The following is a 25,041-nucleotide window of genomic DNA, read 5'->3' on the forward strand; positions in this document are numbered from 1 at the left end:
ATATCAGGCGTGCGACCGAGGCGGCACTGGGTTAATCGTCGAGGCGCTCTTCTAACTGGCGCACTTCGTAGGTGAGCTTGTCGAGGAACTGCATGCGCCGCATCAGGCGTTCGGCCTGTTCGCGTTGCGCGGCATCGTTCCAGCAAGCTGCGAAGCTTTGGTTCAGTTCTTCCTGGGCGACCTTCAGGCGGCGCTTGAATACCGCAACCCCGGCCAGGTCGGCACTGTCTTGCAGGTCTTCGAGCTCTTCGCGCCATTGCATCTGCTGCAGAAGAAATTCCGGATCATGCACCGTGACCTCCAGCGGCAACTCACCACCACCCATGGCGAGCAGGTAACGCGCGCGTTTGGGGGGATTCTTGAGCGTCTGGTAGGCCTCGTTGAGGCTCGCGGATTGCTCTAGCGCCAGCCGTTGCTCACGCTCGGAAGCATCAGCAAAGCGGTCCGGATGAACGCCGCGCGCCAACTCACGGTAGCGCGTAGCCAGCTGGTCGAGGTCCAGGTTGAAGCTCGGTTGCAGCTCAAATAAAGCGAAATGACAAGGAGTACCCACGACAAGCCTCAGATGTTGAAGCTTTCGCCGCAGCCACATTCACCGCGTACGTTGGGATTGTTGAACTTGAAGCCTTCGTTCAACCCTTCCTTGACGAAATCGAGTTCGGTGCCGTCCAGGTAGGCCAGGCTTTTCGGGTCGATGATCACTTTCTCGCCGTGACTTTCGAACACCTGATCCTCTGCCACCACTTCGTCGACAAACTCCAGCACGTAGGCAAGGCCGGAACAGCCCGTGGTGCGAACACCCAGGCGAATCCCCTCACCTTTGCCGCGCCCGTCGAGGGAGCGTCGCACGTGTCGAGCAGCCGCTTCTGTCATGCTGATAGCCATCGTTGACTCCTTACTCGTCGCCAAAACCTGAAAGTCAGATCAAGCCTTTTTTCTGCTTGTAGTCGCGAACAGCTGCCTTGATGGCGTCTTCAGCGAGTACCGAGCAGTGGATTTTCACTGGCGGCAGGGCCAGTTCTTCAGCCAGCTGAGTGTTCTTGATGGTCTCGGCTTCATCCAGGGTCTTGCCCTTCATCCACTCGGTAGCCAGGGAGCTGGAAGCAATGGCGGAACCGCAGCCGTAGGTCTTGAACTTGGCGTCTTCGATGATGCCTTGCTCGTTGACCTTGATCTGCAGGCGCATCACGTCGCCGCACGCCGGAGCGCCGACCATGCCGGTGCCGACATCAGGATCTTCCGCGTCCATCTTGCCGACGTTGCGCGGGTTCTCGTAGTGGTCGATGACCTTTTCGCTGTAAGCCATGATTCTTAATCCTCACTCATCAGAGAGTCGCTCTTTGGGCCCTGCAAACCGAAATTTCAAGACAGGACCCGTGTGCGGCGACTTATATATCAGTGTGCCGCCCACTCGATCTTCGAAATGTCGACGCCGTCTTTGTACATGTCCCACAGCGGCGACAGAGCGCGCAGCTTGGTAACGGCCTCGCAGACTTTCTGCGCGGCGTAATCGATTTCTTCTTCGGTGGTGAAGCGGCCGAAGGTGAAGCGGATCGAGCTGTGTGCCAGTTCGTCGTTGCGGCCCAGGGCGCGCAGTACGTACGAAGGCTCAAGCGAAGCCGAGGTGCAGGCCGAACCGGAGGAAACCGCCAGGTCCTTGAGCGCCATGATCAGCGATTCGCCTTCAACGTAGTTGAAGCTCAGGTTCAGGTTGTGCGGAACGCGGGCGGTCAGGCTGCCGTTGACGTACAGCTCTTCCAGATGCTCGACCTGCTTGTAGAAGCGGTCGCTCAGGGCCTTGATGCGCACGTTCTCGGCAACCATGTCTTCCTTGGCTACGCGGAAGGCTTCGCCCATGCCGACGATCTGGTGAGTGGCCAGGGTGCCGGAGCGCATGCCACGCTCATGACCGCCACCGTGCATGGTCGCTTCGATGCGCACACGCGGCTTGCGGCTCACGTACAGTGCGCCGATGCCTTTAGGGCCGTAGGTCTTGTGGGCGGAGAACGACATCATGTCGACTTTCAGCTTCTGCAGGTCGATTTCGACCTTGCCAGTGGACTGTGCGGCGTCGACGTGGAACAGGATGCCCTTGGAACGGAGCAACTCACCGATGGCGGCGATGTCGTTGATGGTGCCGATCTCGTTGTTCACATGCATGACCGAAACCAGGATGGTGTCGTCACGCAGTGCAGCTTCGATCATTTCCGGAGTCACCAGGCCATCAGTGCGCGGCTCGAGGTAGGTCACTTCGAAACCTTCACGCTCCAGTTGGCGCATGGTGTCAAGGACAGCCTTGTGCTCAATCTTGGTGGTGATCAGGTGCTTGCCTTTGGTGGCATAGAAATGTGCCGCACCCTTGATTGCCAGGTTGTCGGACTCGGTGGCACCGGAGGTCCAGACGATTTCACGCGGGTCGGCGTTGACCAGGTCGGCGACCTGGCGACGAGCGTTCTCGACCGATTCTTCGGCTTTCCAGCCGAACACGTGGGAGCGGGACGCCGGGTTACCGAAGTTTCCGTCGACCAGCAGGCATTCACTCATCTTTTGCGCGACACGCGGATCAACCGGGGTGGTCGCAGAGTAATCAAGGTAAATCGGCAATTTCATGGACTATCTCCTAAATCAGGCTGGCTGGCGTGCCGCTAGCTCTTTGGCTGTCATTCGACGGCGGACGCTTCAATCTTGTCCAGGCGCGGCGACTTGCTGTTGCAACGACGCTGGTCCTGACGCTGGGCTACTTCTTGTACCTCACGGCGAGTGACAAGATCAGCCAAGCTGATACCGCTGAGAAATTCGTGGATTTGCAGGCTCAGATCACACCACAAGTGGTGGGTCAGACAGGTATCGCCGCCGTGGCAATCACCCAGACCCTGGCACTTGGTAGCGTCAACCGATTCATTTACCGCGTCGATTACCTGAGCAACCTGGATCCCCTGCATGTCACGCGACAGCTGGTAGCCGCCGCCAGGACCACGAACGCTGGAAACCAGGTTGCTGCGGCGCAACTTGGCAAAAAGCTGTTCGAGGTAGGACAGGGAAATGCCTTGGCGCTCGGAAATGTCAGCCAGGGACACAGGCCCATGCTGCGCGTGCAACGCCAGGTCAAGCATGGCGGTGACAGCGTATCGGCCTTTTGTAGTCAGTCGCATGGACAATTACCGCGGAGTTTCGGGATGGGAGGAGTATGCAATTCCCGAGTATTTAAGTCAACTATAAGACCTAGTACTTTAGTCAGGTTTACCTGCAAAAGAGCGCGCGTATCATAGCAAAGGCTGGCCGCTAACAGCCAGTAGTACCGCGTTATCGTTCATCGCGGGCAAGCCCGCTCCCACAGGGATTTTCGGTGCTAATGCAAGCTGTGTATCACCGAAGACCTTGTGGGGGCGACTCGGTCTAGCTGGCCTGGGTCTGATCCTTGTCTTTCACACAGGCGAAATCTTCTTCGCGCAACTCAGGCAGGTCCTTGGCACAGTACGGGCTGCCGAGGTCTTTCAGCGCGCCGCACATCCCTTCCAGACGACCATCCACCGCCTGCAGGTGGTCGAGCAACTGACCAATGGCCCGTGCCACCGGGTCAGGCATGTCTTCGCCGACACCGTAGGCATCAAATCCGATCTTCTCGGCCATGGCCTTGCGCTTGGCCTCCTGCTCGTCGTCGGACTTGACGATGATCCGCCCTGGAATCCCGACCACAGTCGCACCGGCCGGCACCGCCTTGGTCACCACCGCATTGGAGCCGACCTTGGCGCCCGCCCCCACGGTGAACGGCCCCAGCACCTTGGCGCCGGCACCCACCACCACACCATCTTCCAGCGTCGGGTGGCGCTTGCCTTTATTCCAGCTGGTACCGCCCAGGGTCACGCCCTGATACAGCGTCACGTCATCACCGATCTCGGCGGTTTCACCAATGACGATGCCCATACCGTGATCAATAAAGAAGCGTCGGCCGACCTTGGCACCCGGGTGAATCTCGATCCCGGTCAACCAGCGACCGAAGTTCGATACCAACCGCGCCAGCCATTTCCAGCCCCACCCCCACAGCGCCGCCGACAGGCGATGAATCCAGATCGCGTGCATGCCCGGGTAGCAGGTCAGCACTTCGAATGCATTACGTGCCGCCGGGTCTCGGTGGAAAACGCTCTGGATATCTTCACGCAAACGCTCGAACATCATTAATCCTTCCGCTTAAGGAGCTCACCACGGGCCGCTTTCTGGGTTTCCGTGAGGATGCCACGCAAAATATTCATCTCCGCCCGGCTGACCGAGCTTCGTCCGTACAGCCGGCGCAGGCGCGCCATCAAGTGCCGCGGTTTTTCCGGATCGAGAAACTCGATGGCCACCAGGGTCTGCTCCAGGTGCTCATAGAATCGCTCCAGCTCATCCATGGTCGCCAGCTCACCGCTCTTGGTGGACGCCACTTCTTCCTTCTCGACCTTGCTTGGCTGGCCTTGCGCGGCCAACCAGGACATGCGCACCTCATAGCTCAACACCTGCACCGCGGCCCCCAGGTTCAGCGAGCTGAACTCAGGGTCCGAAGGAATGTGCACGTGATAATGACATCGCTGCAGCTCTTCATTGGTCAGGCCGGAATCTTCACGACCAAACACCAGGGCAATCTCGGCACCGGACGCCGCTTCCTCGACCACCTTGGTCCCGCACTCGCGCGGATCGAGCAGCGGCCAGGGAATGCGACGATCGCGCGCGCTGGTGCCAAGCACCAGGTTACAGCCCACCAGCGCATCTTCCAGGGTGGCGACCACTTGTGCGTTTTCCAGGATATCGCCGGCACCCGAAGCCCGTGCATCGGCCTCGTGATGGGGAAACAACCGCGGCTCCACCAGCACCAGGCGCGACAGCCCCATGTTCTTCATGGCACGCGCAGCCCCACCGATGTTTCCCGGATGACTGGTATTGACCAGGACGACACGAATGTTCTGCAGCAAGGGAGGCGCTCTCTGACAGGGAATTTGGTCGCAAATCTTACAGTTCATCCTAAAGTTAAGCTACGAAAGCAAACGTCGTCGTTCACCTGTAGAAACTTTCTGCTAGAATGCTCGGCTTTCTTTAACAACCTTAGGTGACACATCCATGCAGCCCATGCTGAATATCGCGCTGCGCGCCGCCCGCAGCGCCAGTGAATTGATTTTCCGCTCCATCGAGCGCCTGGATACCATCAAGGTCGATGAAAAAGACGCCAAGGACTACGTGTCCGAAGTGGATCGCGCGGCCGAACAGAAAATCGTCGACGCCCTGCGCAAAGCCTACCCGAACCACTCGATCCTCGGCGAAGAGACCGGCATGCACGCCGGCACCGGTATCGAAGGCGAAGAGTACCTGTGGATCATCGACCCACTGGACGGCACCACCAACTTCCTGCGTGGCATCCCCCACTTCGCCGTCAGCATCGCCTGCAAATACCGTGGTCGCCTGGAACACGCCGTGGTCCTGGACCCGGTTCGCCAGGAAGAGTTCACCGCCAGCCGTGGCCGTGGCGCCCAACTGAACGGTCGTCGCCTGCGCGTCAGCGGTCGTACCAGCCTGGACGGCGCCCTGCTGGGTACTGGCTTCCCGTTCCGTGACGACCAGATGGACAACCTCGACAACTACCTGGGCATGTTCCGCGCCCTGGTTGGCCAGACTGCCGGCATCCGCCGCGCTGGCGCCGCGAGCCTGGACCTGGCGTACGTCGCCGCCGGCCGTTTCGACGCATTCTGGGAGTCGGGCCTGTCCGAGTGGGACATGGCTGCAGGCGCCCTGCTGATCCAGGAAGCAGGCGGCCTGGTGAGCGACTTCACCGGCGGTCACGACTTCCTCGAAAAAGGCCACATCGTTGCCGGCAACACCAAATGCTTCAAGGCAGTCCTGACGGCCATCCAGCCGCACCTGCCAGCCTCGCTGAAACGCTAAGCTTCCAGCGACAGAGAAAGCACCCTGCGGGGTGCTTTTTTTATGCCTGCCATTTGCCCTCGTACAGGGGATTGCGGCGGTGCATGGATCGCGGGCACAAAAAAGCACCCCGCAGGGTGCTTCTTTTTTAATCTGAACCCTTTATTGAGCCGGTTCGTTCTGGCCCAGGACCAACTGGCCCTCCTTGTTGACCGGAATCTGGTTGCCTGGATCGCGATCCATGCGCACCTTGCCTTCCTTGCCGTCGAGCGAATAACGCACGTCGTAGCCTACGACCTTGTCGCTGATGTCATTGACCGTGTTGCAACGGGTCTGCGTGGTGGTGTAGGTGTCACGCTCCTGCATGCCTTCCTGCACCTTGTTACCGGCATAACCGCCACCTACCGCACCAGCGACCGTGGCGATCTTCTTGCCGGTGCCGCCACCGATCTGGTTACCCAACAGGCCACCGGCCAGCGCACCGACCACGGTACCTGCGATCTGGTGTTGATCCTTGACCGGCGCCTGACGGGTCACGGTCACGTCCTTGCACACTTCACGTGGAGTCTTGATCTGTTTCTTGACCGGTTCAACGGCCAGTACTTGCGCATACTCAGGGCCGCTTTTTACCAGGCTGTAGGTGGCAACAGCACCCCCGGCAGTCACACCGACAGCACCCAATACCGCACCAACCAGCAACGACTTGTTCACATGAACCTCCTGACCATCACATGCGGGACATGCCCGCGCTTCTCCCAGCCTTGGAGCACAAAAAAAGGCGCGAGTTCAATACTCGCGCCTTTTTGGGTACTACCAAGTGGGAAAACGTCTCAAGGACGGTCGTCCACTTCCTTATCGGTGTTGACCGTAGGGATCAGGTCTTCACTGCTCAGGTTCAGCCAGATCAGCACCACGTTGGCGATGTAGATCGACGAGTAAGTACCCGCCAATACACCCACCAGCAGGGCCAGGGAGAAGCCGTACAGGTTGTCGCCACCGAAGAACAGCAGCGCGGCGATCGCCAACAGGGTCGAAACCGAGGTGGCAATGGTGCGCAGCAGGGTCTGGGTGGTCGAGATGTTGATGTTCTCGATCAGCGTCGCCTTGCGCAGCACACGGAAGTTCTCACGCACCCGGTCGAACACCACGATGGTGTCGTTGAGCGAGTAACCGATGATCGCCAGTACCGCCGCCAGCACCGTCAGGTCGAAGGTGATCTGGAAGAACGACAGGATACCGATGGTCACGATCACGTCGTGGATCAGCGACACGATGGCCCCGACCGCAAACTTCCACTGAAAGCGGAACGCCAGGTAGATCAAGATGCCGCCCAGCGCCATGAGCATGCCGAGGCCGCCCTGGTCACGCAGTTCTTCACCTACCTGCGGGCCGACGAACTCGACGCGCTTGACCACGGCCGGGTTGTCGCCGCCGACCTTCTGCAAGGCCTCGGCTACCTGGTGACCCAGTTGTGGGTCTTCGCCTGGCATGCGCACCAGCAAGTCGGTGGTCGCACCAAAGCTCTGCACCACCGCCTCGTGATAACCCGAGGTAACCAGTTGCTCACGCACCTTGGTCACATCGGCCGGACGCTCATAGGTCAGCTCGATCAGCGTACCGCCGGTGAAGTCCAGGCCATAGTTCATGCCCTTGGTGGCAACACTGAACAACGCCAGCACCGTGAGGAACAATGTGACGCCGAACGCTACGTTGCGAACGCCCATGAAGTTGATTGTACGTAACATGGCAGCCCCTTAAATCCACAACTTCTTGAAGTCACGACCGCCGAAGATCAGGTTGACCATCGCACGAGTAACCATGATGGCCGTGAACATCGAGGTCAGAACCCCGAGGGACATGGTCACGGCGAAGCCCTTGACCGGACCTGTGCCCATGGCAAACAGAATCCCGCCCACCAGCAAGGTGGTCAGGTTGGCGTCGAGAATCGCAGTGAATGCGCGCCCGAAACCTTCGTTGATCGCCCGCTGCACCGTCATGCCCGCCGCAATCTCTTCACGAATCCGCGAGAAGATCAGTACGTTGGCGTCGACCGCCATACCCATGGTCAAGACAATACCGGCGATGCCTGGCAGGGTCAGGGTTGCACCCAGCAGCGACATCAGGGCCAGCAGCAACACCATGTTCACGCCCAGCGCCACGGTGGCGATCAGGCCGAAGAAACGGTAGATGGCCATGATGAACAGCGACACGAACAGCATGCCCCACAGCGACGCATCGATACCCTTGGTGATGTTGTCAGCACCCAGGCTTGGACCGATGGTACGTTCTTCAGCGAAGTACATCGGGGCCGCCAGACCACCGGCGCGCAGCAGCAACGCCAGCTCCGAGGATTCGCCCTGGCCGTTCAGGCCAGTGATGCGGAACTGCGCGCCCAGCGGCGACTGGATAGTCGCCAGGCTGATGATCTTCTTCTCTTCCTTGAAGGTTTGCACCGCCACGTCTTTCTCGACGCCGTCGACGACCTGCTTGACGTAGGTGGTCACCGGACGTTGCTCGATGAAGATCACCGCCATGCTGCGACCGACGTTGGAGCGGGTCGCACGGTTCATCAGCTCGCCGCCATGACCGTCCAGGCGAATGTTCACCTCTGGGGTGCCGTGCTCGCCGAAACCGGCCTTGGCGTCAGTTACCTGGTCGCCAGTGATGATCAGGCCACGCTCGATCTGCGCAGGAGGACGCTTGCCCTCGCGGAATTCGAACATCTCGGAAGTGGCTTTGGACGCGCCCGGCTCTGCTGCCAGACGGAACTCAAGGTTGGCCGTCTTGCCCAGGATTCGCTTGGCTTCGGCAGTGTCCTGCACGCCTGGCAGTTCAACCACGATGCGGTTGGCACCCTGACGCTGAACGATAGGCTCGGCAACACCCAGCTCGTTGACGCGGTTACGTACCGTGGTCAAGTTCTGCTTGATGGAGTACTCACGGATTTCCGCCAGCTTGGCCGGGGTCATCGCCAGACGCAGTACCGGCTGACCATTGAGGTCGGCGGGAACAATGTCGAAATCGCTGAAGCTCTTGCGGATCAGTGCACGGGCCTGTTCGCGGGCTGCTTCATCAGTGAAGCCCAGCTGGATGGCACCGTTGAGTTGCGGCAGGCTGCGATAGCGCAGGCGCTCTTTGCGCAACAGGCTCTTGACGTCGCCTTCGTAGACTTTCATGCGGGCGTCGATGGCTTTGTCCATGTCCACTTCCAGGAGGAAGTGCACACCACCGGACAAGTCCAGACCCAGCTTCATCGGGTGCGCGCCGAGGCTGCGCAGCCATTGCGGGGTAGTTTGTGCCAGGTTCAGTGCAACGACATAGTCATCACCCAAGGCCTTGCGCACGACGTCCTTGGCCGGAAGCTGGTCTTCCTGCTTGGTCAGGCGAATCAGGCCGCCCTTGCCGTTGGCTGCCAGCGTGGCTGCCTTGACGGTGATCCCGGACTCGTTGAGCGCTTTGCTCACACGATCCAGATCCGCCTGATTGACCTGCAGCGCAGTGCTTGCACCGCTGACCTGAATGGCCGGGTCATCAGGGTAAAGATTGGGAGCGGAATAAACCAGACCGATCGCCAGCACCGCCAGGATCAGTACGTATTTCCACAGAGGGTATTTGTTCAGCATCACGCCGCCCGCTTATGACGCGGGGCGCCTTGCGCGCCCCGTCGATTGGTAGAAGATGAAACTCAGATCGCTTTCAGCGTGCCTTTTGGCAGCGTGGCAGCGATGGCGCCTTTCTGGAACTTCAGCTCTACCGAGTCAGAAACTTCGAGAACCACGAAATCATCCGCTACTTTGGTGATCTTGCCGGCGATGCCGCCAGAGGTCACAACTTCATCACCTTTTTGCAAGTTGCTCAGCAGGTTCTTCTGCTCTTTGGCGCGTTTGGCCTGTGGACGCCAGATCATCAGGTAGAAGATGACCAGGAAACCGACCAGGAAAATCCACTCAAAGCCAGTGCCAGCAGGGCCGGCAGCAGGTGCAGCGGCGTCTGCCATCGCATTCGAGATAAAAAAGCTCATTTAGCACTCCAGTTGCAGAATTAGTGTCTTAAACGTTTTAAAACTCAGTCCAAAGGCGGAACAGGCAACCCGCGCTTGGCATAGAAGGCATCGACAAAGGCGGCCAATGTACCCTGTTGAATAGCCTCGCGCAAACCAGCCATAAGCACTTGGTAATGGCGCAAATTGTGGATGGTATTGAGCATGCTTCCCAGCATTTCGCCGCACTTGTCCAGATGATGCAGATAAGCGCGGGAGAAGTTCTGGCAGGTATAGCAATCGCAGGTCGGATCGAGCGGCGAATCATCATGGCGATGAAACGCGTTACGGATCTTCAGCACACCAGTATCAATGAACAGATGCCCATTGCGGGCATTACGGGTTGGCATCACGCAATCGAACATGTCCACCCCGCGGCGCACACCCTCAACCAAGTCTTCCGGCTTGCCAACACCCATAAGGTAACGAGGTTTGTCAGCCGGCATCTGACCCGGAAGGTAGTCCAGCACCTTGATCATCTCGTGCTTGGGCTCGCCCACCGACAGGCCGCCAATGGCCAGGCCGTCAAAACCGATCTTGTCGAGGCCTTCCAGGGAGCGCATGCGCAGGTCCTGGTGCATGCCGCCCTGGACGATCCCGAACAGCGCCGCGGTGTTCTCGCCATGGGCGTTTTTCGAACGCTGGGCCCAGCGCAGCGACAGCTCCATGGAGATCCGCGCCACGTCTTCGTCGGCCGGGTACGGCGTGCATTCGTCAAAAATCATCACGATGTCGGAGCCCAGGTCACGCTGGACCTGCATCGACTCTTCCGGGCCCATGAACACCTTGGCGCCGTCCACCGGCGAGGCGAAGGTCACGCCCTCCTCCTTGATCTTGCGCATGGCGCCCAGGCTGAACACCTGGAAACCACCGGAGTCGGTCAGGATCGGGCCTTTCCACTGCATGAAATCGTGCAGGTCGCCGTGCTTCTTGATCACTTCAGTGCCAGGACGCAGCCACAGGTGGAAGGTATTGCCCAGGATGATCTCGGCGCCCGTGGCCACGATATCCCGCGGCAACATGCCCTTGACCGTGCCGTAGGTACCCACCGGCATGAACGCCGGGGTCTCGACGGTGCCACGCGGGAACGTCAGGCGCCCGCGACGGGCTTTGCCGTCGGTGGCCAAAAGTTCGAAAGACATACGACAGGTGCGACTCATGCTGTTTCCTCTGGGCCGCGCGGTGCGGGATTGCGGGTGATGAACATCGCATCACCGTAGCTGAAAAAGCGGTACCCATGCTCGACGGCTGCCTGATAGGCGGCCATGGTCTCGGGGTACCCGGCGAACGCCGAAACCAGCATCAACAGCGTGGATTCGGGCAAATGGAAGTTGGTGACCAGGGCATCGACCACATGGAACGGCCGGCCCGGGAAAATAAAGATATCGGTGTCGCCGCTGAACGGCTTGAGCACGCCATCGCGCGCTGCACTTTCCAGCGAACGCACGCTGGTGGTCCCCACGGCCACCACCCGCCCGCCGCGCGCCCGACAGGCCGCCACTGCATCCACCACGTCCTGGCCAACTTCCAGCCACTCGCTGTGCATGTGGTGGTCTTCGAGCTTCTCGACACGCACCGGCTGAAAGGTGCCAGCCCCCACGTGCAGGGTCACGAACGCGGTCTCGACGCCCTTGGCGGCAATCGCCTCCAGCAGCGGCTGATCGAAATGCAGCCCCGCCGTCGGCGCCGCCACTGCGCCCAGGCGCTCGGAGTACACCGTCTGGTAGCGCTCGCGGTCGGCGTCTTCATCCGGACGGTCTATATAAGGAGGCAGCGGCATATGCCCGACGCGGTCGAGCAGCGGCAACACTTCCTCGGCAAACCCCAGCTCGAACAGCGCATCGTGGCGCGCCAGCATCTCGGCCTCGCCCCCACCGTCGATGAGGATCTTCGAGCCAGGCTTGGGCGACTTGCTGGAGCGCACATGGGCCAGCACGCGGTGACTGTCGAGCACCCGCTCCACCAGAATCTCCAGCTTGCCGCCGGAAGCCTTCTGGCCAAACAGCCGCGCCGGAATCACCCGGGTATTGTTGAACACCATCAAGTCGCCCGGGCGCAAATGCTCAAGCAAATCAGTGAATTGACGGTGCGCCAGGGTGCCGCTAGGCCCATCCAGGGTCAGCAGGCGACTGCCGCGCCGCTCAGCCAAAGGGTGGCGAGCGATCAGCGAATCAGGGAGTTCGAAAGTAAAGTCAGCAACGCGCATGATGGGGTTCGTCTAGCAGGGCCGGGAAGTCTAGCGGAAATATCAAAAATTCTCCATGTACCTGATTGACCGACGGTTATCTCCTCTCTATACTTCGCCGCCATTGAGCCCTGATGGCGGAATTGGTAGACGCGGCGGATTCAAAATCCGTTTTCGAAAGGAGTGGGAGTTCGAGTCTCCCTCGGGGCACCAAAATTAAGAAAGGTCTTGCTTAGCAAGGCCTTTTTTTTCGCCTACAGAAAAGCCACCCCACCCCTGTGGGAGCTGGCTTGCCAGCGATGCTTTGTAAGCGCTCCATGAACCCCACCTATTCAAAAATAGGCGGTGCGCTTAGCGGTGCGATGCGAACGAGCAGTTCCAAGGCAGTAAGGCTTCGTAATCTTCAACCGAAGTTGCCTGTGGCAGGCGTTCAAGTGCGTGGCGCAACCACGCATAGGGCTCTTGGCCGTTGGCTTTAGCCGTCTCGACCAGGCTGTAAAGTTGAGCGCTGGCCATCGCGCCTTTGGGCGTGTCGCTGAACAGCCAATTCTTGCGCCCGATAACGAAGGGCCGGATCGCACGCTCGGCCGCATTGTTGTCGATCGGCAAGTAACCGGCTTCGGTGTAGCGCACCAACTTGATCCAGTTGCTGGCCAGGTAGCTGATGGCTTTGCCCAGTGCATTTTGCGCCGTCACTTGTGGCTGGGTTTTCTCCAGCCATGTGTGCAACTGCGCCAACACCGGCAGGCTGTTTTGCTGTCGGCTCTCGTGGCGATATTCATCGCCGACTTCTTTCAAATCTCGCTCGATACCGTACAGCTTGTTGATCAGATTCAGGGCGATATCGGCACGTCCGGTTTTGCCTTTAGGCTGCACTTTTTGCGCCTCGACAAACTTGCGCCGCGCATGTGCCCAACAGCCTAAACGGTCAACACCGGATTGCGCCCCCAAGGCGTTATAACCAGCGTAATCATCGGTCATCAGGTAGCCGCGATAACCTTCGAGCAGGCGCGACGGAACCTCCTGCGCCCGGCTGGTCGAGTAGTCAAATAAGATAACGGGTTGATCCGGCGGCCCGCCGGTTTGCATCCACATCCAGGATTGGCTGGTGGGCTCTCGATCTGGCTCTTTCAGCACCTGTACACGCGTTTCGTCGCAGTGGATGACGCGGCTTTCCAGTAGCCGGTCGCGCATCAAATTCAGCAACGGCTGCAAGTGTTCACCGCACTGGATAACCCATCGAGCCAAGGTCTGGCGTGGGATATCGATACCGTGGCGGCCCAGCACTTTTTCGAAGCGGTGAAGCGGTAAGCCGTCGACGTATTTGGTCGTCAGCAGCATCGCCAGGACACTCGGGCTGGCCATGCTTTTTTCAATCAGTTGAGCGGGCTTGTCCGCTGTAACCGGTGCGGTTTCGCAATCGCGGCAACCGTAGATCTTGCGCACATGTTTGATCACGCGGATTTGCATCGGCACGATCTCAAGCTGCTCGCTGATTTCCTCGCCAATGGTGTGTTTACGGCAACCGCAGGCGCAGATCAGTTCGTGCTCGGGCAGTTCGTGGATGACTTCAATGCGCGGAAGATCGGCGGGCAGAGGCTGGCGTTTACCGCGATGTTTGGTCGGAGCTACGACCTCTTCTTCCACCGTTTCGTCGACAGACTCGGCCACGCTTTCAGCTTCGTTGAACAAGGCCATTTGCGGGGTCGCGGGATCGGCTGTTTGCTCTGACTTGCGCCCGAAAAGGCGCTGACGCAACAGCGCGTTTTCTTCTTCGAGATGAACGATTTTGCTCTTATCCGACTCGCGCTCACTCAGCATTTGCTCAAGCAGTCGCTTGAGCAAAACAGGGTCGTCAGGAAGGTCTTTGGGCATGGAAATCATGCCCTGGATTATACCGAATCAAGCGACGAATCGAGGCGTCAAAACTTGATGCGGACGGTTGCGCCACAAATCAAAACCGTCCAGTAACCAGTTGAGTTCTTGAACCGTCAGTACGATGGCTTCATCCGAACAATCCGGCGATGTTTTGAAGCGCTCGGATTCCAGCCGCTTTAGCCAAAGGCAAAAGCCGTTGCGCTCCCAATACAAAATCTTCACTCGGTTGCGAGGCTTGTTGAGGAACACGAAAAGCACCGGGTCAAACACCGCGACCTTGATGTCCAGTTCGACCAGAGCGGCGAGGCCGTCGATGGATTTTCGGAAGTCGACGGGCTTGGGGTAGAGATAGACTTTTTCGACTTTTGCGTCGGGACGCATCATGAGGTGCTGGCTCCGGAAAGGAATCGGGAGCACAGCATCGGGGATCAGGTGGTGAGTTTGAATGTGGGGTTTATGGAGCGCTTACCTAAGACTCAGCAGCACCCACATTTGCTAGAGCCTGAGCTGGCTGAATTCCTCCAAGCGCTCAGAAACACACCACTCGCAGCCTAACCCAAAACAGCCCGCGCTCGCGGGCTGTTTATATATCAATTGCAAGGTCTCACAGACACTCAATCTTCGGGGGCCTTCCATGGGTGGACAGCGATTGATGGAAGTTCCTGATGCTCCGTCAACGTTAAACTCACATCAATCCAGTCATAAAAAGCAGGCGCGGCGAATAGCCCAAGAGAGCCTTTGGGTGCGTTCGGTTGCATATCACCATTGTTATGATGGGCCTTTGCGCGAGACAAAAGCGGACTAGCATCGGGAAACTTCCGCCACAGGTCACCAAGATTTGTCTCATCAAGCGTGTCTTTGGATCGCCCAACCGTCTTCCAGAATTCACCCTCGTCTTGCGGACGTTTTTTGCTTTTTTCTTTTGAAGCAAGAACGTTTTCAGGTAGGGAGATGGAAAGTGCTTTAAGTAAATTCGATTGCGTACGCTCCCAGTCAATGGACTCGACCAAAGGTAAATAAGCTACAAGCTGAAGTGGAGACGGCATCGTCTGAGCACGAGGTTTACCTTCGAGCATATTATGCGGATCCACGTCTGCAATCACCAATGCTTGATCATTTTTACTTAAAGCATCATCTCTATTATTGTAATAAATCCCCTTAGACCATCCGTGATAAGGAGTTATCTTGGCAAGATAGCCCATTGTAGTCTCTTCAGACTTCCAACTTCCCTGCCCGATAAAACAGCTCCCCCCTACCAGCGTTTTACTATCTATACTATTGCAGAATACCGTTGTTGTACCCGCAGCCAAAAATCCGGACTGTCCAGCGAACCAATAGTCGGCAGAACGCGATGTGGCTGCAGGTACCGCGAGAATTGATCTTCGTGCCTCAGCCCCATTACCAGTGATAGAGAGCTTCTCGGACAATGCCTTAAGATCGCTAAAAACCTCATCAATTTCCGCTGGCCGACCAAATCTACGCCACATTGCCTTAAGATCCTCCCCCATTTGAATGTAATTAGCCGGACTAGAGACCAAGAAAGCCTCAGAGCAAATTAATTCCAAAAGATATTTGAGAGGAAGCTTTGCCTCTGTGAAAAGATGAGTAATAACATCGGCCGATGGTTCGAATCCGATAACACTTTCTAATTTACTTGCGAGTTCCCCAGGATTAAACAACGGCTTCAAAGGTAATACAGAGGGTCGAAAAAACTCTTCTAATGCGATAGAACGATATTTTTTATTTCTCGAAAACTCCAGAACATGCCCCCGCTGTAACGCATCATAATCTTTATCGGAACCCAATTTTTTCTTCTGCAGGGAAGCAAGAAATACTTTCGACGCTGACTTAGGCAACGGCCAAAGCAAAGTCAGTGGAGCAGACAAGTGATTTTCATCAGCTTTATCACATATATTCATATACGTCCCAGCCAAAACCGAAACACCTTTATTTATGATATACGTTTTCAACCACTCAACTGTTTCACGTCTTACGGAATATTCAGGAAGAACAAGCAAGTCGACCCCGAAATTTTGACATGTATCCACGACACGCTTCAGAATCGAGCGACGGCGGTGTTCTGACCAACTAGGCAGAAATTCTAATTTTGTCCACATATGTGCGGTATCGTGCCTTTCTGCGGCATTTAGCAATCGCCCATATTTCGAGTCAGCATTAACCTTTAGATTTAAGGAAATACCCTCATTGACCTTTGAACCAAAAGGCCAATGTGTCGGGCAAGCCTCAACGAAAGGGTGCTGATACGTCAAATCAAAATCAGCCTGAAGCAATGCAATACGAACCAGCCCTCTGGGTTTGCAAGCTTCACCGCGCCGAGTCCACTGCTCTGCCTGCTGTTTTCTGAATGCATTAGCGTCGCGGCCCAAATCATGCTCAACCACGGTTCCCACTGGAATATCAGCGTTGCTGGAGGGTGAATATTGAAACTCTGATAAGGCATCTTCAACCAAACCACCTACTGCACCTTCCTCATCACCGTGAGCACTAATAGTTGACATGGAAGCTCGTGGCAAGGAAAAAGCAGACGGCGAATTGATCCCGACAGACCCAATTATAGAATCTGCATGAAACTCATAGTTCTCCTCCCTTATCGCTGGTACCGAGCCACTTGCATTTTCTTCCTCTGCCATTTCAACCTGGGGAGAAGCATTAATACCTGGCTTAATAATAGCGATCGAAGCAAATGGCTCACCAAGCGCGGAGACAGATAAAAGCTTGCCGCTCTCGCGATCAAAAATCTCTGACCAAACTCGCAAAAATCGCCCATCGTGAGTTATTTCTTCAATATGCTTAGAGAATCGGGGAAACTGGGAAATCATCCACGGAGTGACATCCCTGACTCCGTTTCTTGAATCGGTGAAGCGCTTTGTCTGAGGGTTATAACCATAAGACTTCTCAATTACTGTTATTGACTCAAAACCAAGCTCTTCATCTATCCTTCTAACCAGCAACACAACAGACTCTAATAGCTCTAGACTGAGCAACCCCAAACAATGATCACTCAACACTTCAAATGGCCACTCGAGAAAGGAGTCGGTCTCACTATCATGATAATCAATTGAAGCTAGTGCCTTAGCAATTATCCCTAATTGCTCATATAGGGAGTCAGATAGTCGTTCTAAATTATCTTGAACCAATCGATGCCCAAGGTGTTGTACTACCCTACGACATTGTTCAATCAATAAGACCCTGCTGTTTGATTGGACAGCATTGTCAGAGACTGCTTTTTCCTCCAAGGAATGAGGCGGAGCTGAAGGGATACCCCAAGCCTCTGGAAAATCAAAACTCTCATATCGTTCAAATGCCCCATGGCTTCGTAGAGAAGCGATCAGCCCTTCAAAAGCTACGTTAATACCTGTGCTGATAACACCTGCACGCAGTGCCTTCCATGATGGAATTTCAGAGATCGAGGATTCGGCTGAAACAGAAAACAGCCGTTTAGAAAAACACAGTAAACCAAAGAGATCACGCCTTACACCGGTACTCTCTTCATCACTTATTGCAAGCACTTGACTGACTGATAGAGGTAAGCGCCCTAGAACCTTATTTGCTAACAACACCAGAAATGACGCGGCATCACTGCATTTCCAACTCTCGCGAAATGCCAGGTACATGCCTGCCGACTCGGCTTCCGAGGCGAGGACATAAAGAATGGGATCTAGAGAATCTTCTACTTGCTCTGGAAATGTTTCTAACAATCGAAGAGAGCGATTGACAGTGGCAGGCAATAAACCATCATCACTTCTTCTTTTGCTTATTTGGGAGTCAGCATACGCTCCTCGAAGTTTACGAAGTTGCGCCCGGAGAACGTATCGAGCAGGGTTTGTTAGTGCTACAGCGTCGAGTGTAACATCCGATTCTGCATCGCCAAATTTGGAGACATCATCATAAAGTCCCAAATAATCTGAAATCGCAACGCCGACCCTCCAAAGACTTGCCTCATAGATAGGCACTTCAGCCGTCCGCAAAGCTCTTCCACCATCACGTACAAAAGCTCTGTTACCGAGCTCATCTCGTGATACTCCCTCCGCGACTAGGTAATACATCTGCTTATTTAGATCAGTTGCAATGTAGGGCCACGCAGGAACAAGTTCTTTGCCCTCATTATTCTCAGAATAGGAAACGACCACTTGTGCAACTGATCTGAACAATTTCGCAGCAAGCTTCAAAGTCTCGGTGGACACATTGATGTTTACTGGTAGGACCCGCTCTCGCAGATTAATATAATCGTCCGCTGGCAAATCGCTCCGAAGCCGAATCAGAGAGCCTGTTAGTGGTACAGACGTCCACTCAGTATTCATTAACCGGACAATGCTACCATTATCTGCACCGATAAAGGCCGGAGTGGCGTCCATAGCAGAAAAATCGAGAGCTTCGATTGCATCTACCAATACCGTTCCATCTTCGCTTGCAACGCTTCCTAGACATGACAAAAGACGGTGCGTTTTAATACCTGGCAGCGGTGGAAGTATTAGCCGATTCACAACATTAGTTGATGTGGTGTTCCATATGAGGTGATTACGTCGACTTAAGCAAACTGGCAGCTGCTCTTTCGGAACAATGCTAACAATGGTTTGCAAGGCAATATTTATCGCCGCCGCTTGACTTCCATCATTTAAAAACGTTGAGCGAATATCGTCTCCCGGTAGTAATGCAATAAACACATCGGCGGCAAAACCTGAAATTGTGCCCTTCCGCACATGATCTTCAGTTGGGGCGACAAAAGGAGTTAGTGGATCTTCTGTGGATTGGTCTGAATCTGAAAGCAATGCTACTGCTTCATGCATCCACTCAAATGGTTGCCAGACTTGTACCAGCTTAGAACGTTCTACGTGTAGATGTGCTTCTGAGCTTTTATGCACTCCCAGAAGCCGCGCTGCTTTCCAGCGTACAAGCTCCAAACGCACATCCAGTTGATGCTGAGGACCTGGTGTTGAATTAAACACATAAGCTTCGAATGCCGTACTTAAAACTAGATCAGCAAGCCATGCTATACGACGTCGTCTTAGTGCGTTCTCTTCAGCGGAAAGTTCAGCAATATCGCGAGTCTGCTTGTCAATTAAATGCTCGAGGCCTTCGAGCGCAAACAAAACAGGTGATTCCCACTCATTTTCCTCAGGTCGAAGGCTCCAAGCTGCGTCGTGCACGCAGTTATCCCAAGTTTCTAGATATTGTGACAAAACCTCAGCAGCCTCAATACTCCCAAGATGTTCTACAGCAATTGAGTACCAAATTAATCTCGCAGCCTTGGGAAGCTCTGATGCACGAAGGTCTGGCGCCTGAAACGCAGTTTTAACAGTTTGCAAGAGTGTTGATTTAGATGCCTTGTATAGTTCTACGTTATGCAGTAACTGCAAAGCTGACTGACGATCAGTTGCTGGTGCCGCAGACCAAAAATCCCAACCTGACTCACCATCACCGACTAATGGCGGTTCCCATGCTGGCCCATAGGCAGCTAGAGCTCTTCCTTGATTAATATATGAAGCAAAGTCCTCGGCGCTCATCGCCGGAATTTCGTCAGCCTTCGCAAGGAGCGTCAGTTCAAGCTTACGGGCACATCGATCGACAGCCTCCCTCAAGTTGGCCAAAGTCTCCGGATCATCTGCGAGTAGCACGATATCATCCACATATCGAGCATAACCAACACGCTTGGAATCAACATTCAGCGCGGACATGAGGCGATGAGCTTCTTCATCGATAGGAAACAAAGCTACTGAACCAATCCAGGCAGATAATACGGGACCCTGTGGAATCCCCATTAAAGGATTAGTCTCTTCCCTAAGCCCCGTATCAGGCCTTGCGTAATTTACACCAAATAGATGCTCGTCAAGCCGATCAAGAACAAAAGCTGCTTTCGCAGCGGCATTTGGGTTTTGCGTATCAAATTGAAGTAGCTCTGCGAACTCTGGAGTATTATCAGAAACCGATGATATTGCAGATTGAAGCGGTGCTAGCAATCGATCGCGAACGACATATCGCCGAAGCCGATCATAATACCGTTTTACATCTAACCTTATTGAGTAAACATATCCAATATCTGTGGCCTGCTTGGTTAAGGAGGCCATAAAATCACGCCAACACTCAGCGTACGGGCGATACATCCCCTGATCTGTTGCAGGCTGACGCCCTTCAAGTACATCCATGTCGATCTGATAGGCGAAACTGAGAGTCTGCGAAGTTATTGCCTCGCCATTTCCGTCACCTTTGATATCGAAGCCCGTAGTAACTGTTCTGCGACTCTCTCGATAGTAGCGTACCGCAGGTATTCTTCTGCTAAACGGGAAATCAGTAAAACCTTCATGATCCCATCGCTCAGTAAGAATCTCGTTCAGTAAATATTGTTGAACAATCAAGTCCTCAGGGAGAGGCATAATCTTCAACCTGAACTCTGAACCACCAAAAGAGCGAGGCACCCAGACCGCATTGTAGGGACCGATCGGCCCACTGACTCGTATGCTTTTCAAGCGATCCGTCAACAATGTATTGAACGCTGTTGCGGCAATATCTAAGCGTTCCCACCGCGGTTCGTCACACGGAAGTTCACCTCGTCTCGACCCCATGTATGCAAGTATGCGAGAGTGGTTAAGACGTGCGCCTGCATTGTTTAAAAAATCTTCAGAATACGACTTATGAATTTCAGAGGCAGACTCTCTAATGAAGCTGAGCCACTCCGCGAAGACAGGGATGCTATTTGATGAGCCTGTGTCTGAAAGCGACCGCTGAAGATACTCTTTGGAATTAGATCCTATCGATTTTTCGATCTGACTAAACGCTTGACTGAAGGCTCTAAATCTACGAGTTCGCGGCGCCGCACCCCATACATTTTCATCTAAAATGTCCTCAGCAGTAGCACTAAATGAATATGCAAGAATGGAAAGCTGGGGCGGATATGTTGCGCTCTGTAATAAATTTTTCGCCGACTCAACTGAGCAAAGTTCAAGATAGTCGTTTGGATCTTTTCTGCTTTCACTACTGACGCCAATATCTTTAAGCTGGAGATCCGTCGGCCATAGGAAGGCACACTCAACTGGAGCATTCATGAGCTTCAAGCACGCATCTGCTGCGCCTCGCAAGCCGGCCTCATCCCTATCGAAACTAACAACAGCTGTTAAACTCGTAGCCTTTGGCAGGGACTCACTTAAAGATTGAAGAAGCCTGACCTGAGGCTCGCTAATTGAGCTTCCCATGATTGCGACAGCAGGAAACCCGAGACTTTCAAACCGAAGTGCATCAAGAAATCCCTCACACAAATAAACTACGACGTTCTGATTACCTTTCTTCGCCTCACTTCTCACAAGCTTGAATGCGAAGTCTGCTCGATATAGTACAGTTGACTTAGGAAATTCACGCGTAAATTGGTACTTCGGCACCGTTGATCCAGCAGCAACTCTCGAAGCCCGGCCCGCCAATCCTAGCAACTGACCTTTTTCATCATGAATTGGAAATATTACTCGGTCTGCTATAAAAAAGTCACTATACCTATTTATTGACTCACTACCGGAACTCAACGGCAGGTGCATCTCTGCAGTTACTCCTGGAATCAACTTCCGGATGAGAAACGCATCCTCTAAGTCGCCAGTGTATTCGCGTCTGACAGATCGGTTGGTTTCTGCCTCAAGCGCTCGGGATAAAAAATTACGTGGCGCGTACACAAAACCGGCGCGCTTTATAACAGTAGCATCGAGTCGACGCTCATTGATCCAAGCATCTAGTGCAGCTTGATCTGTTCCCTTTTTATATAAATTGTATCCAAACTGAAGCGCTGAAAGATCAACAGTAGGGGCAGTACTATTTTTTTCAATTAATTTATTTCGCCCCCCACTACGGACAATCGACGTACTAGGGGAAAGCCATTCGACTGCATCTTTGAAACCAAGATTCAGCTTTTCCTTAACTAGATCAATGGCATCCCCATGCGCTCCGCAAGAAAAGCAATAGAAATGCTGCCTACCGCTATCTCGTCTAGCATCTATTAACAGAGAGGGGGTTTTATCATCATGAAAAGGGCATAGAGCTTTGAATTGATTCACAGCCGTTTTCTTAAGCGTCATACCTAGACGATTGGCTATATCTTCAATAGAGACATTCTGAAGCAGTTTTTCGTAGTCAATCCTAGGCAATTTTTCTTCCCTTCTTAAAATTATCAACAGCAAAGTATGTAATAAAGCTATCGAACTTTGACATACCTACACAGGAGAATCCTCCCGTTTCCAGCGTAGTGTTCTTGACGTCTTATCTCATCGTTCTTCACCGCGTCGTTTTCGGCGTGTGTAGGAATAAATCGGAAGAAGATACCGCCTGCTCTCGGTGCCGCATCACAACGTAGCTCCCGAGCTTCTCCTTTGCAATCAAACACACATTAGCAGCATGGCTCATCTTGAAATCACCTGAATCATCTCAACCCGGTCACTTCCACACTCGAAAAAGAGGGTATGAAGTCGAAACCTGTGGTTCATCTAACCCTCAATCGACCCTAACGAGAAATCCGCCAGGGCTTTGCTTGAGGTAATTCAGTGTTACACAATTGAGCTGTGTTACACGGGTAGCGAGCACACTCACAAAACCGTGTTACGCATATTATTCTCAATAAATTCAGTCAGTTAAGACTATACGTCACACCAATTACACCTGTTACACCGTTTTCTTAGAGAACGCAGCCCCCCCCACTCCCCTTCCTATAGAGCACCTTCAGCGAACGATGCTTCTCCGTCGGCTCTACAACGACATGGTATGTTCGAGCCCTAAAAAAAAGCTGGGGCCCCTGACTCATGCATACGGACACGGGGTCGGAAACCCGCGGGACTTTGTTAGCGACCAGGTGCCCAGCTTAGTGAACAGGTGAACCGAGTGAACACACCGTTCACCAGTGCAAATGCACAGGGTGTTCAGAAGTCGCCGGGGCCCCTGAGCGAATCTGAAAGACACGGGGCAGATAACCCGTGCGTTCGTGTTAGCGGCTGGATTTTTGAGGTTGGTTGACAGGTTGACGAACCCCATGCGTGCGTTATCAGCAACACAAAGGGGCATCTTTACCAACACGGTAACGATGCCCCTTTTTCGTCAGGATTCTTTCAATTTCAACGTCGAAATTTCAGTAAGGTGGGGTGCCTGTCACTAACAAGATCCCGCGGGTTTCCTACCCCGTGTGCGACGCTATCCTCCAGGGGCCCCGGCAGATATTTGGGATCTGTCATCATCAACGGGCAATATGGATAACACATCACAATGCAAGGATTTGCCACATGCCTAAATGGGATCTGAATCAGCTGAGGGCAGCGGTTGAAAGCCGTCATGGACGAAGCCAACGCAAAGCGGTATCGCCGTCAGTTGACTCAATTGAGCAGCGAAGAAACTTTGCCAGTTATCACTATCACGAAGCCCTCCGCGTAATGAAGGAAGCGACAAGCGCACATGATGGTGACCTGGCAATCATGCTCCTTATTATGGGGGCCGATGAAGATACAAGCAGCGAGTTCAGGTGGGCGAGTTTTCAAGCTGCCGCTCACGTCACCGCTTGCGTTCAGAGCATGCACAGCGTTGCCGATATCCTTGCCCACACCCTGTACTACGCATACGGCATGAATCTAGATCAGGGAAAAGCTCTGGACGCGCATCGTATTGGGATCCGTACCGTCTCCCAACGGCTGCCAGAAGGGACGGTCAAGGAGCAACTAAAAAAGCTGGTTGAACACGACTCTTTCGTCTACCTGTCGGCACTAACAAATCACTCGAAGCATCGCAGCATCGTCACTACCTCCTACTCACTGGATCTCACGGGCGAAGCCGCGTCATCACATGGTTTGAAGTTTTCTGCTTTCGAGTATGACGGTGGAAATTTTACCGAGCGGTGGGTTCGGCCCACTTTAGAGGCCGAATACACGCGACAAGCGCGTTTGATCATAAGTCTTGGACAGGCACTGAATGCCGCCTTGATTGCGGGTACTTAACAAGCCTCGTCGCCTGTATATCCCCTGTCCTGGGATCACAGCAATCCAGTTAAACGATGCAGGGTAGAGTTTGAAGAAAGGTTTGAATGGTGGTGTCGAGACGATTCATACTAGGGCAGCAAACGTGATCGTGTATCCCTACATGTATCCCGAGATAGCAAACCTCTCTGGAGGCCTTGAGTTTACTGGAACACTACAGTCTCCCTCGGGCACCATATAGCAGTATCTGAAAGTATCTACCAGGCTTTCAGACCCAGAGAAACCGGCCATTTGAGCCGGTTTTTTGTGCCTGTCTGTCTACCCCTGCCCCCAGGTGCCGCACGAAACTCAAGGACGATTCATGAACAGGATGCTCTGTGCCGCGCTGAGCCTTTCGATTATCGCCTCATCCTTGATCGGGTGCGCCGCAAAACCTGTGAAGGAACCGCTCAAAGTACCCCAGGTCTACGGCTACACCTTGAATCAGCCGCTTTCCAGCGATGAGTTCAATGCGCTTTCCGCTCCCGGAGGCGAGAACGGCATGGGCTCCCAGGTTTTCAACCGCATCGATGAGCAAGGCGATCTCTATGAGGTCTTGCTTGATGGGCGGATCCGCCCGGAACTTATCCGCAAGGAAAGTCGTGCTTTTGCCAGTCAAACTGAGTGCGCGGCTGAGTTTGAGGCGCAGATTGCCCAGTTGAAACAGCTCTTTGCCAGTCACAACACACCGACTCGCGGACTAGGGCCGGAAAGTCGAACGCTCGTGCCGGGGGACCGCTATATCAGCGTAAACACTACGCAGTGCAGAATCCGTCAGTATGATCAGACGGGAACCCATCGTTATGCCGTGAGCCTGTCCGAGAACACTGTCACGGCTCCATCTGAACGAGGTGTGGGCGATAAGATCGACGATGCCTACGAGGGCGTATGGATCACTGTGCTCATGATCCCCCTGTTGCCGTTTGTGCTGGTGGGCTGGGCCGTTGACAAGGCCACCGATTGAGCTTGGTTCGGGCTCGGTTTTAGCGCGAGGGGCAGTCCGATTTTGAGGTTACCTGGGGCGGTTGCTGCCGCATAACTAACCGAAGCCTGGATAGCTGTCC

The 25,041-nt window shown here is 54.5% G+C and carries 19 protein-coding genes and 1 tRNA gene; 4 read left to right on the forward strand and 16 right to left on the reverse strand.

What is annotated here, in order from left to right:
- Positions 1 to 31 precede the first annotated feature (31 nt).
- The 7 genes from hscB to trmJ all read right to left on the reverse strand — a co-directional run bounded on the left by hscB (position 32) and on the right by trmJ (position 4,946).
- Positions 32 to 553, reverse strand: a complete 522-nt coding sequence (gene hscB, locus PspS04_RS22220) for a co-chaperone HscB (RefSeq protein WP_095166052.1) — start codon at positions 551 to 553, stop codon at positions 32 to 34.
- A gap of 8 nt (positions 554 to 561) precedes the next feature.
- Entirely contained in the window at positions 562 to 885 is a 324-nt protein-coding gene (gene iscA / locus PspS04_RS22225) for an iron-sulfur cluster assembly protein IscA (protein WP_003227904.1), read from the reverse strand.
- A 34-nt stretch (positions 886 to 919) separates the two neighbouring features.
- Positions 920 to 1,306: a Fe-S cluster assembly scaffold IscU gene (gene iscU, locus PspS04_RS22230; protein ID WP_003443374.1), complete on the reverse strand. Its 387-nt coding sequence runs from the start codon at positions 1,304 to 1,306 to the stop codon at positions 920 to 922.
- Positions 1,307 to 1,395: 89 nt separating this feature from the next.
- Entirely contained in the window at positions 1,396 to 2,610 is a 1,215-nt protein-coding gene (locus PspS04_RS22235; protein WP_095166053.1) for an IscS subfamily cysteine desulfurase, read from the reverse strand.
- A 50-nt stretch (positions 2,611 to 2,660) separates the two neighbouring features.
- Positions 2,661 to 3,152, reverse strand: a complete 492-nt coding sequence (iscR, locus tag PspS04_RS22240) for a Fe-S cluster assembly transcriptional regulator IscR (RefSeq protein ID WP_095166055.1) — start codon at positions 3,150 to 3,152, stop codon at positions 2,661 to 2,663.
- A gap of 244 nt (positions 3,153 to 3,396) precedes the next feature.
- The gene (gene cysE, locus PspS04_RS22245; protein WP_095166057.1) at positions 3,397 to 4,173 is read right to left on the reverse strand and encodes a serine O-acetyltransferase; all 777 of its coding nucleotides are present in this window, start codon (positions 4,171 to 4,173) and stop codon (positions 3,397 to 3,399) included.
- A gap of 2 nt (positions 4,174 to 4,175) precedes the next feature.
- Positions 4,176 to 4,946, reverse strand: coding sequence for a tRNA (cytosine(32)/uridine(32)-2'-O)-methyltransferase TrmJ (trmJ, locus tag PspS04_RS22250; protein WP_159997807.1), 771 nt, complete (start codon positions 4,944 to 4,946; stop codon positions 4,176 to 4,178).
- Between the two features lie 145 nt (positions 4,947 to 5,091).
- Here trmJ and suhB point away from each other — a divergent pair, with 145 nt between their 5' ends.
- Positions 5,092 to 5,910, forward strand: coding sequence for a type III secretion system regulator SuhB (gene suhB, locus PspS04_RS22255; RefSeq protein ID WP_003185165.1), 819 nt, complete (start codon positions 5,092 to 5,094; stop codon positions 5,908 to 5,910).
- Positions 5,911 to 6,051: 141 nt separating this feature from the next.
- Here suhB and PspS04_RS22260 read toward each other — a convergent pair whose 3' ends face one another.
- The 6 genes from PspS04_RS22260 to queA all read right to left on the reverse strand — a co-directional run bounded on the left by PspS04_RS22260 (position 6,052) and on the right by queA (position 12,134).
- On the reverse strand, positions 6,052 to 6,600 hold the full coding sequence (locus tag PspS04_RS22260) for a glycine zipper 2TM domain-containing protein (RefSeq protein ID WP_095166060.1): 549 nt from the start codon (positions 6,598 to 6,600) through the stop codon (positions 6,052 to 6,054).
- 119 nt (positions 6,601 to 6,719) lie between these two features.
- Positions 6,720 to 7,634, reverse strand: a complete 915-nt coding sequence (secF, locus tag PspS04_RS22265; RefSeq protein WP_095166062.1) for a protein translocase subunit SecF — start codon at positions 7,632 to 7,634, stop codon at positions 6,720 to 6,722.
- Positions 7,635 to 7,643: 9 nt separating this feature from the next.
- On the reverse strand, positions 7,644 to 9,512 hold the full coding sequence (gene secD / locus PspS04_RS22270) for a protein translocase subunit SecD (RefSeq protein ID WP_095166064.1): 1,869 nt from the start codon (positions 9,510 to 9,512) through the stop codon (positions 7,644 to 7,646).
- Positions 9,513 to 9,574: 62 nt separating this feature from the next.
- Positions 9,575 to 9,910 carry a preprotein translocase subunit YajC gene (gene yajC, locus PspS04_RS22275; RefSeq protein ID WP_095166066.1) on the reverse strand — a complete coding sequence of 112 codons (336 nt, stop codon included), beginning with the start codon at positions 9,908 to 9,910 and terminating at the stop codon, positions 9,575 to 9,577.
- A gap of 44 nt (positions 9,911 to 9,954) precedes the next feature.
- The gene (tgt, locus tag PspS04_RS22280; protein WP_162530238.1) at positions 9,955 to 11,070 is read right to left on the reverse strand and encodes a tRNA guanosine(34) transglycosylase Tgt; all 1,116 of its coding nucleotides are present in this window, start codon (positions 11,068 to 11,070) and stop codon (positions 9,955 to 9,957) included.
- A gap of 14 nt (positions 11,071 to 11,084) precedes the next feature.
- Positions 11,085 to 12,134 (reverse strand): tRNA preQ1(34) S-adenosylmethionine ribosyltransferase-isomerase QueA, encoded by a 1,050-nt coding sequence (gene queA, locus PspS04_RS22285; RefSeq protein WP_159997809.1) that lies wholly within the window; start codon positions 12,132 to 12,134, stop codon positions 11,085 to 11,087.
- 107 nt (positions 12,135 to 12,241) lie between these two features.
- Here queA and PspS04_RS22290 point away from each other — a divergent pair.
- Positions 12,242 to 12,326, forward strand: a tRNA-Leu gene (locus PspS04_RS22290).
- Positions 12,327 to 12,464: 138 nt separating this feature from the next.
- On the opposite strand, the gene tnpC is transcribed toward PspS04_RS22290, so the two are convergent.
- The 3 genes from tnpC to PspS04_RS22310 form a co-directional block, all read right to left on the reverse strand.
- Entirely contained in the window at positions 12,465 to 13,997 is a 1,533-nt protein-coding gene (tnpC, locus tag PspS04_RS22295) for an IS66 family transposase (protein WP_159997811.1), read from the reverse strand.
- 18 nt (positions 13,998 to 14,015) lie between these two features.
- Positions 14,016 to 14,375 carry an IS66 family insertion sequence element accessory protein TnpB gene (gene tnpB, locus PspS04_RS22300; protein WP_019412232.1) on the reverse strand — a complete coding sequence of 120 codons (360 nt, stop codon included), beginning with the start codon at positions 14,373 to 14,375 and terminating at the stop codon, positions 14,016 to 14,018.
- Positions 14,376 to 14,605: 230 nt separating this feature from the next.
- On the reverse strand, positions 14,606 to 22,132 hold the full coding sequence (locus PspS04_RS22310; protein ID WP_159997815.1) for a CHC2 zinc finger domain-containing protein: 7,527 nt from the start codon (positions 22,130 to 22,132) through the stop codon (positions 14,606 to 14,608).
- 1,122 nt (positions 22,133 to 23,254) lie between these two features.
- Between PspS04_RS22310 and PspS04_RS22315 the strand changes: the two genes are divergently transcribed.
- Both PspS04_RS22315 and PspS04_RS22320 read left to right on the forward strand, forming a co-directional pair.
- Complete coding sequence (locus PspS04_RS22315; RefSeq protein WP_159997817.1) at positions 23,255 to 23,959, forward strand: hypothetical protein; 705 nt, start codon at positions 23,255 to 23,257, stop codon at positions 23,957 to 23,959.
- 340 nt (positions 23,960 to 24,299) lie between these two features.
- Positions 24,300 to 24,941, forward strand: coding sequence for a hypothetical protein (locus PspS04_RS22320; RefSeq protein ID WP_159997819.1), 642 nt, complete (start codon positions 24,300 to 24,302; stop codon positions 24,939 to 24,941).
- Positions 24,942 to 25,041: the final 100 nt, after the last annotated feature.

It is taken from the genome of Pseudomonas sp. S04, assembly GCF_009834545.1.
Taxonomy (GTDB): Bacteria; Pseudomonadota; Gammaproteobacteria; order Pseudomonadales; family Pseudomonadaceae; genus Aquipseudomonas.

Coding starts and splice junctions, on each gene's coding strand:
- iscA (WP_003227904.1), bottom strand. CDS start 885: ATGGCTATCAGCATGACAGAAGCGGCTGCTCGACACGTGCGACGCTCC.
- iscU (WP_003443374.1), bottom strand. CDS start 1,306: ATGGCTTACAGCGAAAAGGTCATCGACCACTACGAGAACCCGCGCAAC.
- PspS04_RS22235 (WP_095166053.1), bottom strand. CDS start 2,610: ATGAAATTGCCGATTTACCTTGATTACTCTGCGACCACCCCGGTTGAT.
- iscR (WP_095166055.1), bottom strand. CDS start 3,152: ATGCGACTGACTACAAAAGGCCGATACGCTGTCACCGCCATGCTTGAC.
- cysE (WP_095166057.1), bottom strand. CDS start 4,173: ATGTTCGAGCGTTTGCGTGAAGATATCCAGAGCGTTTTCCACCGAGAC.
- suhB (WP_003185165.1), top strand. CDS start 5,092: ATGCAGCCCATGCTGAATATCGCGCTGCGCGCCGCCCGCAGCGCCAGT.
- secF (WP_095166062.1), bottom strand. CDS start 7,634: ATGTTACGTACAATCAACTTCATGGGCGTTCGCAACGTAGCGTTCGGC.
- secD (WP_095166064.1), bottom strand. CDS start 9,512: ATGCTGAACAAATACCCTCTGTGGAAATACGTACTGATCCTGGCGGTG.
- yajC (WP_095166066.1), bottom strand. CDS start 9,910: ATGAGCTTTTTTATCTCGAATGCGATGGCAGACGCCGCTGCACCTGCT.
- tgt (WP_162530238.1), bottom strand. CDS start 11,070: ATGTCTTTCGAACTTTTGGCCACCGACGGCAAAGCCCGTCGCGGGCGC.
- queA (WP_159997809.1), bottom strand. CDS start 12,134: ATGCGCGTTGCTGACTTTACTTTCGAACTCCCTGATTCGCTGATCGCT.
- tnpC (WP_159997811.1), bottom strand. CDS start 13,997: ATGATTTCCATGCCCAAAGACCTTCCTGACGACCCTGTTTTGCTCAAG.
- tnpB (WP_019412232.1), bottom strand. CDS start 14,375: ATGATGCGTCCCGACGCAAAAGTCGAAAAAGTCTATCTCTACCCCAAG.
- PspS04_RS22315 (WP_159997817.1), top strand. CDS start 23,255: ATGCCTAAATGGGATCTGAATCAGCTGAGGGCAGCGGTTGAAAGCCGT.
- PspS04_RS22320 (WP_159997819.1), top strand. CDS start 24,300: ATGAACAGGATGCTCTGTGCCGCGCTGAGCCTTTCGATTATCGCCTCA.